Source organism: Streptomyces sp. NPDC020681, assembly GCF_044334895.1.
In the GTDB taxonomy this organism is placed as follows: Bacteria; Actinomycetota; Actinomycetes; order Streptomycetales; family Streptomycetaceae; genus Streptomyces.
On sequence record NZ_JBIRTX010000039.1, the window covers coordinates 1 to 7,967 of the forward strand.

Here is a 7,967-nt window from a genome sequence, read left to right on the forward strand (position 1 = left end):
GTTGGAGAGTTGAGCCCCGACACCTCTCTCAACAGCCCAGGGGACTTCGCCCGCTTCACCCCTGCCCCGAGTCACCCAACCGGTGGGCAGCCCCAGAACCCTTCATATCTGCTGATCGCCAAGGGGGTAGCCAGGGGCGTGCCGTCCCGGAGGCGGGCGGGCGCCCGGGGCTAGGCCGACGGGGCGCCCGCCCGGTTCGAAGGTTGGGCAGGTTCGGCGTTCGACTTCCAGCGGCCGTGCGGCTTCGGAGCCACGCGGAGCCATCCCACCAGCGCAGACGCCTCAGCCTCCGTCGCCCGATCTCACGGGACGCCGAGGAACCACAGCAGCGGGGGCAACGGCAATGGACCGCCGACCTTCACCTTGGTGTTGCTTGTGGCCTGCAGCGTCATCTCACCATGGGCTTCCAGAAGACCTCACAGCGGCAGTGCACCCCCGCCACTACGGCCAGCTACGAATCTCCCCTTCGCTTGCATAGCCGTAGATGCAGATCTCCCGCGGCCCGCACAACGACGGTTGGGCGGCAGCGGAGGCATCGCCGCGTCGGCCTCCCACCCCTCGGTGGCGATCTGGGGTTTCCGCCGGTGGACTTCCCGCTGGGGTTCGGGACTGTGCCCCACATACAGGCCCGCGGGACCCGCACCGACGATCGCGACCCGCCCGGGCATCTGAGCCCGTGACCATCGTCGTCACCAGCGCACCCGCAGGGACTCCAGCCCGCGGAAGAAGTAACTGGCGATGTAGGTGGGCTCGTAGTCCTCGGCCAGGCGCAGATTGGGGAGGCTGGCGAACAGGGTCTGCAGGGCGACCCGGATCTCGGCGCGAGCCAGTGGCGCGCCGGGGCAGGCATGCAGGCCCTTGCCGAACGCGACGTGGTCATGGACGTTCGGCCGGTTCAGGTCGACCGCGTCCGGGTCCGGGAACACCGTCTCGTCCCGGTTCGCCGCTCCGAACAGGAGCAGCAGGACCGAACCCTGGGGCAGCACCGTGCCACCGAGTTCGACCTCACGAGTGGTGATCCGGCCCAACGCGCGGTTCGGGGCGTCGTGGCGCAGGGCCTCCTCGGTCACCTTCGTGATTGTTCGAATGGGGTCTTTGGCGATCATCGTGACCACATCCGGATTTCGCAGGGCCACGAACACGGTCGCGGTGATCGCGTCGCGGGTCGTGTCGAAGCCGGCAACGCGGGCAGCGCCGCGGATGATGTTGTGGATGTAGTCGTCTGACAGGCCGGGAAACCCGTTGGCGCCGTGCACGAGCCCGGAGATCATATCGTCACGCGGATTCGCTCTGCGGTCATCGATCTGCTCTTGCAGGTAGCGGGTGTAGTCGCCAACGCGGCGAGCCGAGGCGACGCGGTCTTCGACCGGCGTAAACGGGTTCCATAGCACGGTGAGGTCGTCGGTCCAGCCCTGGATCAGCTCGGAGTCCTCGGGCGGGAAACCGATCACCGCGTTGATGATCGTCTGCACGTATGGGAAGGCGTACTCGCTCACGAGATCGGCGGTCCCGCCGGTGAAACCGTTGATGAGCTCGTCCGCGCGCTGCTTCATCAGTGGCAGCAGCATTCGCACGCGCGCCCCGCTGACCCCGGCATCGAACAGCGCCCGCATCTGCTTGTGCCGTGGCTCGTCCTCGTTGACGACCATGGTCGTCTCCGGCACGTTGCCCGCCTCAAGCTCGGCCACGACCTCGGGCGGGTTGTCGTAGATCTTCGGTAGGGCTGCGGTGGACGAGAAGGTGTCCGGGTCATCGAGCACGGTTTTGATGTCGGCGTAGCGGCTGACCATATAGGCGCCCATCGACGGGCTCATCGTGACCGGCCGCTTGCGTGCTGCCCGGTAGAACAGGTGCGGGTCCTCTCGATGCGGGCTGACCGTGGGATTGAAGTCGAATTCGGCGTCGCTGTGGGCAATCGTCACTGGCCCCTCCTTCGCGTCTGTTGTGTTCAAGTTTCCTGCTCCAGAAGATGATGACCTTCCAGATCGCGTGTCGAAGGAGAGGAAGGGCACGAACTCCGCCCAGACGTTCCCCACAGCTTGATGATCGCCGGAGAACGCGCGGCCTGGGGTTTCCTGGAACTCCCCGAACATCACCGGCCGGCCCTTCAACGAACTCATCCCCGAACATCGTCTCGCCCACGTGGCGTCTCGCCTTGATCAGCTGATCCGCCGTTGTTGGACACTCCCGACGCTCGCCGCACTGTGTACCCCGGTGCCGGCCGCACGGCATCGGCGCTCTGCTCAGCCGGTCGAGGTAGGCGGATCGGCTGACGAAAGCGCCGGAGCCGTCGCGGCATACGATTTCGACGCCGCGGTGGGTCCGTAGCCGTGTCTCCAGGGTGTCGGCCTGGCGGTGGGCAGGACATCGATCCGCTGGTTGGTCTCCGCGTCGGTGAGCCCGCTCGCACCCGTGCCGCGGGCAGCGGCAGCCTCAGCCGGGGCTGGAGGAGTTGATGGTGCCAACCTCCGACGCATCGGCCTCCGACTCATCACCCGGCACTGCCGGCTCCGCCGCCTGCGTTCGCCGGTGAACCCGAGCAGCAGGACGGCAACGGCGGCGGCCGCGCCAGACCCAGGCACGACACGGACCACCGATCAGGCTTGCGACGGAACAGCTCCCTACCTCGGTCAAGCATGCCTCTGACCAGCAGCAAGAGAGAAGAGCTAGCTGGCGTGGCAGCAGTCGTGACCTGCGGACAGACACGTCCGAAACCTGGTTCAGGTGCTGTTGAGGGTTCGTGAAGTCCCCTACGACACATTGGCGCATATGGATCGGCTAGCTCCTCTGGAGGGGCCATGAACCGAGTGCAGGTCTCCGTGAACGAGCCGGATCCGATCACGGCTGCCGACGCTGCCGGGGTCAGCGCGCAGCCCCGTGGCACCGCCGTAGGGCATCACCCCCGCCCTGCCGTGACCAGCGCCAGGGACAGGCCGGGAACGCGAGCTCGGATGCTTGTGGGCGGGTCGCCCGTAGCAGGCGCCGCCCGCGACATCACCGCCTCGGGTTTTGCCAGCAGGCACGTGGATATGGAAACCGCCGGAACGGCCCTGCTTGCGGTGTCCGAGATGACGCATCGCCCACAGCCCTGAGGCGCGCCACAGCTCGCTGCCGGCCTCACCACACATCTTCACCTGCCCCTCTCTAAGGACACTGCCATGTCGCAGCAGATCCAGAAGACTCGCCAGACCATCAAGCGCATGGACGAAACTGCCCGAGCGTACGAGGAAGCCCAACACCAGGAAATGATGCGCAAGGCGCGTCGTGCTTGCCGCAAGGCCCGGCGGGCAACTGCTCAGGCACGTAAGCTGATGGTTACCATCAACCAAATGGTGTGACTTGCCTGGGAACCGCTGCTCGTGGCGACCAATGTGTTTGGCGGATGACGAACAGGCAGATGGTGGCCGTGAACGGTGTCCCATCAGGGATGTTCGCCGTTCCGCCGCCCTCGACGGGCGTGCTGTCGCTCCTGGGCCGGCGTGTGAGCCTGCTCGACGAGGAGATCCTTGGCCGCCGGCCAAGCCAGGTTTGAGGTTGAACCCATGCCGCGAGCGATATGTGATGTGTTCAGTCGCTGTTGTTGGAACTCGACCAGCGTGACCTAGCCACGGGCGGAGCGTCGGCGACGCCGGTCGCAGTACGCCGGCCAGCGGAACAACTCCAGCCGCGACTGCGCCTCGAGGTCCGAAGCAGCCACCATCGTGAACCGCCGAGACGCGTGACCACAGCAATTGGCTGGCACCCGCACACACGCCGCAGTCAACCGTGCACGAGCGAAGGCGTCGGGTCCTCGTCCGGGGTGCCACCGGTGACCGTCGGAGTCGGTACGGGCGAACCCGCTCGTCAGCGATCCGGAAGGCGTTGCCGTCCACGAAGGGGAGGCAGGGGGAACAGTGGGCAGCGGCTGTGGCCCGGCGGCCACTGGGCCGCCAGAAGCGGCCGGTGACTCGCCGCTGTCCGGAAGGCGTTCACCGGAGCGACCTGGTGCCGTCGTATCAAATCCACCGCTGTGCGATGGTACGGCGCCCGGGGCGGATGACTGTGGTGCCGGCCACAGGACCGCCGATTCGGAACGGGAAACCTTGCGGGTGTCTACCGGCGTTGGGGTAGGTGAGTCTTTCGGTTCAGGTCAGCACGCCCGCGTTCAAAGGGGCTTGACGCCGTGGACGGGGCGGGCGTGGACCGAGCGTGCGCCGTCGAGGTTTCGGCGCCCCTCGTCTGAAGTGCCCAGGTGGTACCCGCGCCCGCGTTCGACTTCCATTTGAACAGTTCCCGCGCACGGCGGTGCTTTGCCTTGTTGCGTGTGAGTGACGGAGCCCTTCGCCTACTACCCCCGGTCGATGCCCGCCGCCCGCACGAGGAGCGGCTGGCGCTGGCCATCGCGACTCTGAACGAGAAGGCGTCCAGGCGCAAGGGCCACGGAAACGCCAATGAAGGTCCGAACAGGCTCATCGGCCGGATAGTTGCCTGCTCACCGGTTCAGCGCCCCGCTCAACCAGATAGACGAGCTCGCCAGGAGTGCCCTTCTTGCCGCGGCGCGGAGGTAACAACGGCTGTCCCCCGCCCCGATGGAGGCCCTGGAACCAGCGCCCCGGCTTGGCGACCGCCGCACCCGGCCGCAGCGGCATCGACACCAGCAACGGCACTAACGGCAAGCGGGCGCCTTTCGATTAAGAACCACGCCCTATTGGCGAGGCGGGCCAGTCGCACCACTCTCTCAGGTTGCGCTAGGGACTCAGACAGGAGCGCACTTCCACCGTGGGCTTCAAAAAACGCTGCTCCACTTGGCACGGTCCAGTGATGACCCGTCTCGAACGCCGGCAAAGGCATACGGTCAAGGTGGGCTGAAGGTGCAGAAAGCTTGCCTGTTTGTGGAATCCTCTCGGCGACGCCGAACGCTGACCTTCTGACGGCAAAGCAAGAGTTCGCTATCAGACGTGCCGCCGGGTGATGCCCGGTAGCGATTTCCGTGCAGGTGGATGAACTTCTTCAGCGGCGCCTCACAGGGGTGACGACACCTTGCACGATTGATGACGTCGGGCAGTTGGGGCCGCAGGCGGCGTGGCGGAAGATCCGCCAGTCCTTGAGGCGGACGAAGGAGCGCTCGACCGAGTCGCGGAGACGGGCGTGTGCTCGGTTGACGACCCGTTGGTGCGCGGTCAGCAGTCGTCCGCAATGGCGTTTGAACGGCGTGCGAAGGTTCCGCCGACTCCCTCGTGAGCCTTGTCCGCGAAGACGAGGATACTCAGTCTTCACGAACTGTGACGACTCGCTGCGTGCGACCCCCGGTGATGTCTCCTCCACGGCCGAGCAGTGCCGACGAGTACTGGATCAGTTCGCCTATCGGCCCGGACACGGTCTGGATGTTCCCGCCGTGATGCCTGACCTGCCGGAGTAGTCGGCCCGTTGGAGCGACCCGGTTGCCCTCGGCGATGGTGCCGTCGACCAAGACGTACTCGGGCGCGGCGCGACGCGGCGCGTGCAGCTGGGGCGGAACCAGGGCAACCAAGAGTTCCGGTGACTCTGAGTACGCAGCGTGGGCGGTGGTCTCGCTGATTCAGAATCCCGGCGGCGATCTTGGCGAGCATCGTGCGCTCGCGCACCTACACCAGCGCGGTCATGGCCCGCTGGGACGGTCGGAGCTTGCGGCGGCGGGCACCCTCGCGGCTGACGATCAGCATCGCGACCCGCCACACGAACCGCGTGCGGGAGGTCGAGTGCGGCGGGAAGGGACAGCAAAGAGGTTCCCAGGCGCGCGGGTTGAGACAGGAGACATCTCAACCAAACCTGGAGGTCCGCACACGCCTCGCGCAGCCGACCGCCACCCAATCGACGGCCACGCTGAAGAAATCCAGAGACCGGGCTGAGGGCGCGGTGTTGGACCACAATCTGACGATGCCCACTCCAACGCCATCCGCCGTCCGCTAAGTTGACCACGCCCGCCGAGGAACTGGCGAGGAAAATGGGTTAAGCCACGAGGGGCGCGACGGGGAGCCCGTCGGCAGACCGTGCTTCAGGACCGAGCGAAAATCGAGGAGAGACATGCTCGAGGGCAATGTATCGACGCAATTCGCGGATTTTCCCACGGATTTCAAGGGCCCAGTGCTGCGCCCCGATGATGAGGGCTACGCCGAAGTGCGAGAGATCCCCAACACACGCTGGTCGGATCGTAGGCCATCGCTGATCGCGCGCGCCACCGACACGGACGATGTCGTCACCGCGGTCAGGTACGCGGTCGGCAAGGACGTCAAGATCGCCGTCCGCAGCGGTGGCCACGCGATCGACGGCCATGCCATGCCCCATGACGCGTTCGTGATCGACACCTCGCTGATGAAGCGGACCGACTGCGATCCGCAGACTGGGGTGACAACCATTCAGGCCGGCGTGCTGCTGGGTGAGATGGACCGGACGACGCAGGAGCACGGGTACGTCGTCCCAGCCGGTACGGTCTCCAAGACCGGCGCGGCCGGGCTCACCCTCGGCGGCGGTATCGGCTATCTCTCTCGGCGTTTCGGCGCCACCGTCGACCACTTGCTGTCCTGCGAGGTGGTGACGATGGACGGCCGCCGTCTCACCTGCTCGGAGGACCAGAACCAGGAGTTGTTCTGGGGGCTGCGCGGGGCCGGCCACAACCTGGCGCTCGCCACCTCCTTCACCTACCAGGCTCGCAGGGTCGGCCCCCGGGTGATGAGCGGCCTGATCACGTATCCGATCGAGGAGGCCGTGCCGATCCTCGCCCGGATCGACGAGGCGCTGGCCGACTCTCCGCGTGAACTGACGATCTATCCGGTCCTGCTGCCGGCTCCGCCGCTGCCCGGACTGCCCCCCGAGATGATCAACGTTCCCATTTTCGTTCTGATCGTCGTCTATACCGGCGAACTCGACAGTTACGAGGCCGCGATGGCGCGCGTGCGCGCGCTGGGCCGGCCGTTGGCCGACATGGTGCGTCCGTCGAGCTGGCTCGAGGCCAACTCGATCCTGGACGTGCTCGCACCCCCCGGGCGCCGGCAGTGGAGCCGCGGCGGCTATCTCGGCGGCGTCGACGAGCGGATCGGGCGCGTTGTGGTCGATCGGGTGATGGACAGGCCCGCGCCGACGGGGCCGGGCGCCAGCTGCGCGGTCGCTTTCCAACTCCTCGGTGGTGCGATGTTCGACTACCAAGAGGACTCGAAGGCGTTTTCTCGCACCGGGGCGGAGTGGCTCTGGGAGACCCTCGGCCAGTGGGATCCAGCTGAGAAGGACAGCGAGTACCAGGGGTGGGTCGACGGCACCATGAACGCCGTGAACCCGTTCTCGCTCCCGAACGGCTACGTCAACCTCTCCACCGACCGAGGCGCAGAGTGGCTGCGCGGCGTGTACGGATCCGAGGACAAGTGGCGGCGGATTGTCGCGCTCAAGCGCGAGTGGGATCCGGACAACCGCTTGTCGCACAACAAGAATGTGACTCGCGCCTCGGAGGAGGCAACCCGGTAGCGCCACACATACCACGTCCGGCCCCACTACCTTGAGGGGGCCGGACCTGGGGGGCATGCCTCGCCCGTTCCTTCGGACGATGGCTGGGAAGCAGGCCACCGAGGTCGGAGGCGGCAAGGGCGTCCGGGGCCTGCTCGGTCGGCGCTGGTGTAGGTCGCCTTCGGCGCAGGCATGAATTTCGGGTGTCCTGCTTGGAGGCGAACCCAGCGGAGGACCGCACCAGATGGCGTCGCAGAGAATTCAACTTGTCGGCGTGTTGTTAGGACTCTCGTCGTCAGCGTTGGATTGCCTGGCTTGGACCGCGCCACATCACACAGCGAACGAGCGCGCCGGGGGAATCCGTCGGGAAGACACGATCCGGTGCGAGTTGGAGAACCGCCACAAATGCTCGACGGCGCCGCTTTCCACCGGCAAACCCACATGCGGCAACACCGCACGGAGCGCAGGTGCCGCACCGGCGTCCCGCTCACCGAACGCCAGAACGCCAACATGTC

At 66.6% G+C, this 7,967-nt stretch carries 4 protein-coding genes; 2 read left to right on the forward strand and 2 right to left on the reverse strand.

Translation table 11 applies throughout. The features are described from left to right. Positions 1–689: 689 nt before the first annotated feature. A complete protein-coding gene (locus ACH4YL_RS39175) occupies positions 690–1,922 on the reverse strand; it encodes a cytochrome P450 (RefSeq protein WP_398512309.1) in 1,233 nt (410 codons plus the stop codon). Between the two features lie 1,236 nt (positions 1,923–3,158). Between ACH4YL_RS39175 and ACH4YL_RS39180 the strand changes: the two genes are divergently transcribed. Further along, positions 3,159–3,338, forward strand: a complete 180-nt coding sequence (locus ACH4YL_RS39180; RefSeq protein WP_398512310.1) for a hypothetical protein — start codon at positions 3,159–3,161, stop codon at positions 3,336–3,338. A gap of 1,651 nt (positions 3,339–4,989) precedes the next feature. On the opposite strand, the gene ACH4YL_RS39185 is transcribed toward ACH4YL_RS39180, so the two are convergent. Beyond that, positions 4,990–5,304 (reverse strand): transposase family protein, encoded by a 315-nt coding sequence (locus ACH4YL_RS39185; RefSeq protein WP_398512311.1) that lies wholly within the window; start codon positions 5,302–5,304, stop codon positions 4,990–4,992. Between the two features lie 738 nt (positions 5,305–6,042). On the opposite strand from ACH4YL_RS39185, the gene ACH4YL_RS39190 reads away from it, so the two are divergent. Next, positions 6,043–7,473, forward strand: a complete 1,431-nt coding sequence (locus ACH4YL_RS39190; protein ID WP_398512312.1) for an FAD-binding oxidoreductase — start codon at positions 6,043–6,045, stop codon at positions 7,471–7,473. Positions 7,474–7,967 lie beyond the last annotated feature (494 nt).

What these genes read in the sequence shown, in the direction of transcription:
- ACH4YL_RS39190 (WP_398512312.1), top strand. Translation starts at nt 6,043, where the DNA reads ATGCTCGAGGGCAATGTATCGACGCAATTCGCGGATTTTCCCACGGAT.
- ACH4YL_RS39180 (WP_398512310.1), top strand. Translation starts at nt 3,159, where the DNA reads ATGTCGCAGCAGATCCAGAAGACTCGCCAGACCATCAAGCGCATGGAC.